Consider the following 2,453-nt stretch of genomic DNA (forward strand, 5'->3'; position numbering starts at 1 on the left):
TCCACATTCCTCACCTTTCTGCCCATCTTTGATTGTTATTTTCTCGGGCATTTCAGAAAGAGTCTTTTCTCTTTGTCTTGTATAGCATTTATTATATATGCTATGATAGTGCTATGTCAAATGCATATGTTGAAAAACTACTCGCTAGAAGAGCAATATTGCTCAAAGAATTGAGCACTCTATCCCATCTTATCCACGGATCATGGTTTGAGAGATATTCCACCTGTTCACGCCGCAATTGTTCCTGTCATACAGGTAATCGTCATGGTCCTCGACATTACCTTGTAGTTCAAGAAGAAGGACGTCAACGCCAGAAGTATGTTCCAAAGTCACAGGTATCTGCTGCTTTGAAAGGGATTGAACAGTATCACAGACTACAGGAGATCGTGGAAGAAATCACACAGATCAACCTGGCACTTATGAAGGAGAGAGCTTATGAAAGATCATGATCACTTACCTGATGAACTGGCAGGACTGAAAGATGCGAGCGTATATAATCATGGTTTCCTTCCTATTGCTGCAGCATACTGCAAGAAACTCAAACTGGCAGAAGTTGTAGACCAGATGGTTTCTTCAAAGATGGAACTGCGTCCTGGGCTGGTGGTTCAAGCCATGGTACTGGATGTTTTGTCAGGAAGGAGCCCCTTATACAGGCTGGAAAACTTTCTTGCAACTCAGGATACCGAGTTATTGCTGGGACAGAAGATTGATGTCCACAGCTTCAATGATACCAACCTTGCCAGGTCCCTTGATGCCGTCTTCGCCTGTGGGACATCGAAGATAATTACAGAGATAGGTCAGCGTGCAGCATCTATTTTCAAGCTTGACTTGAGAACTCTCAGTTACGATACTACCTCTACCAGTGTGTGGGGAGAGTATCGCCAATGTGAGGAAGAAGAACCACCCCCAGGGCCATTGATCACTTATGGTCACAGCAAAGATTATCAGCCTCAACTCAAACAATTCATGACAGAACTGCTGTGTGTAGACAGGGGAGTTCCCATCTTTGGCAGAACCCTGGATGGAAATGCATCGGATAAGACATCGAACAACCAGATGTTGTCACGCATAAGCTCCATCATGGCAAAGCACGGGCTTGGATCGGGGGCATTTGTCTACGTTGCTGATTCTGCCATGGTCACTCAGGACAATCTGAAGGCAATAGGAACGAACCGTTTCATCTCTCGTCTACCTGCAACATATAATGAGTGTAAAGCAGCCATCATTGAAGCAGTAAATGCAAAGCAATGGGAGTACATAGGACCTGTAGCAGAGCCTTCAGATACTGACGCTCGTTCTCATACACAATACAAAGCTTATGAGACATCTGTGAAGCTGTATGATACATCCTACAGAGCCGTTGTTGTTCATTCTGATTCACATGACAAAAGAAAGCAGAAGAAACTGGACAGACAAATTGCTGCATCGAAGAGCTCGATCTCCAAACAACTGAAGCGTATCCAAAAGGTATACTTCTGCTACGCTGATGCCGAAGCAGCAGCACTAAAGGTAGAGAAACTTTCGGATAGGCTCCACAAGGTTTCTGTCAGCATTGATCCAGTGGAAGTAAGACAACGGGGACGCCCGCCCAAGGACAGACCCGTTCCCACAGTTACTCACTACCAGCTTTCTTACAAACTCAATGAACGGACTGAAGGGATAGAAAGAGAGAAAGAAATGGCTGGATGTTTTGTCTTGTTGACCAACGTCCCGGCTCAGGGCAAAGACGCTTTGGACAGTAAAGGAATCGTTCGAACTTACAAGGGACAATACATCGTTGAGAGTGACTTTGCATTTCTCAAAGACCCGCTGGTAGTAAATGATCTGTTTCTCAAGACACCTTCACGTATTGATGCTCTTGGTATGATCCTGATCATTGCCCTTATGGTATGGAGGCTTATGGAACGATCCATGAGGTTATACCTGGAGCAAACGAACTCTACCGTTCCTGGTTGGGATAACAAAAAGACAAACAAACCCACTGCGTTCATGATGACAACAGTCTTTCTTGGTATTCAGGTCATACTACTCAAAGGCCAGCGATGGCTGTTAAAGGGTCCGACAGAACAACAACAGTCGTTTCTTGAAACTCTGGGACTCGACTCTTCGGTATTTCTTGATCCAGAGTGTTTGTGTACACCAATAGTGACTTAAACACAGCAGATGAGGAGAGAATCTGAGATATACCCCGGATGCTGTTTGATGAACACATTTTCGTTGAAGAGCAGATAGCTCACATTTGAACAGGACAGTAGCAGAATAGCATCTCAATGACAATCCCCATCCACTAACTCATCCTGACTGAGTGCTGTAGAAAACAACAGATGAACCAAAGACCGTGTGGTTTCAGCAGGAACCGCATGGTAAGTGGTAAGACCATATTCGAAGATGTTTCTAGCCGCGAATCGATAATTCCGGTGAGTTCAACGTCAAAAAGGTGAGAAATGTGGGTT

General features: G+C 44.7%; 2 protein-coding genes. Both read left to right on the forward strand.

The features are described from left to right. Nucleotides 1–113: 113 nt before the first annotated feature. Entirely contained in the window at nucleotides 114–449 is a 336-nt protein-coding gene (locus Q502_RS15170) for a DUF6788 family protein (protein ID WP_374704127.1), read from the forward strand. Continuing rightward, on the forward strand, nucleotides 436–2,154 hold the full coding sequence (locus Q502_RS14190; RefSeq protein WP_108702535.1) for an IS1634 family transposase: 1,719 nt from the start codon (nucleotides 436–438) through the stop codon (nucleotides 2,152–2,154). The genes Q502_RS15170 and Q502_RS14190 overlap by 14 nt, the downstream gene beginning before the upstream one ends. The last annotated feature ends 299 nt before the right edge of the window (nucleotides 2,155–2,453 follow it).

Origin of the sequence: Mesotoga sp. Brook.08.YT.4.2.5.2., from assembly GCF_003351125.1 — a bacterium.
Taxonomy (GTDB): Bacteria; Thermotogota; Thermotogae; order Petrotogales; family Kosmotogaceae; genus Mesotoga.